1 protein-coding gene is annotated in these 242 nt (G+C 68.6%); it reads left to right on the top strand.

The annotated features are described in order from the left end of the window. On the top strand, positions 1-209 hold a 209-nt coding region (locus tag R0J87_RS23885), incomplete at its 5' end, for a topoisomerase C-terminal repeat-containing protein (RefSeq protein WP_498889512.1). Positions 210-242 lie beyond the last annotated feature (33 nt).

The following is a 242-nucleotide window of genomic DNA, read 5'->3' as shown; positions in this document are numbered from 1 at the left end:
CCTCGCTGCCCAAGGCGGCCGATCCCGAGCAGGTAACGCTGGAAACGGCGGTGGAGCTGCTGCGCAGCCAGGCCGAGAAAAAGAAGACGCAGTCGAAGAAGGGTGCCGGCGCGAAGAAGGCCACTGCGACGAAGAAGGCCGGCGGAACCAAGAAGGACGCCGGGCGCAGCGGCGGCGGCAAGTCGGCCGCCAAGAGCCGCGCCGGCTAGACTCGCGACGTGGCCAAGCAGGACAAGCCCAAG

It is taken from the genome of Halomonas sp. SIMBA_159 (assembly GCF_046536035.1).
Classification (GTDB): Bacteria; Pseudomonadota; Gammaproteobacteria; order Pseudomonadales; family Halomonadaceae; genus Vreelandella; species Vreelandella venusta_A.
Note: the sequence above shows the minus strand (reverse complement) of the source record. Positions and strands in the feature narration are given on the sequence as shown.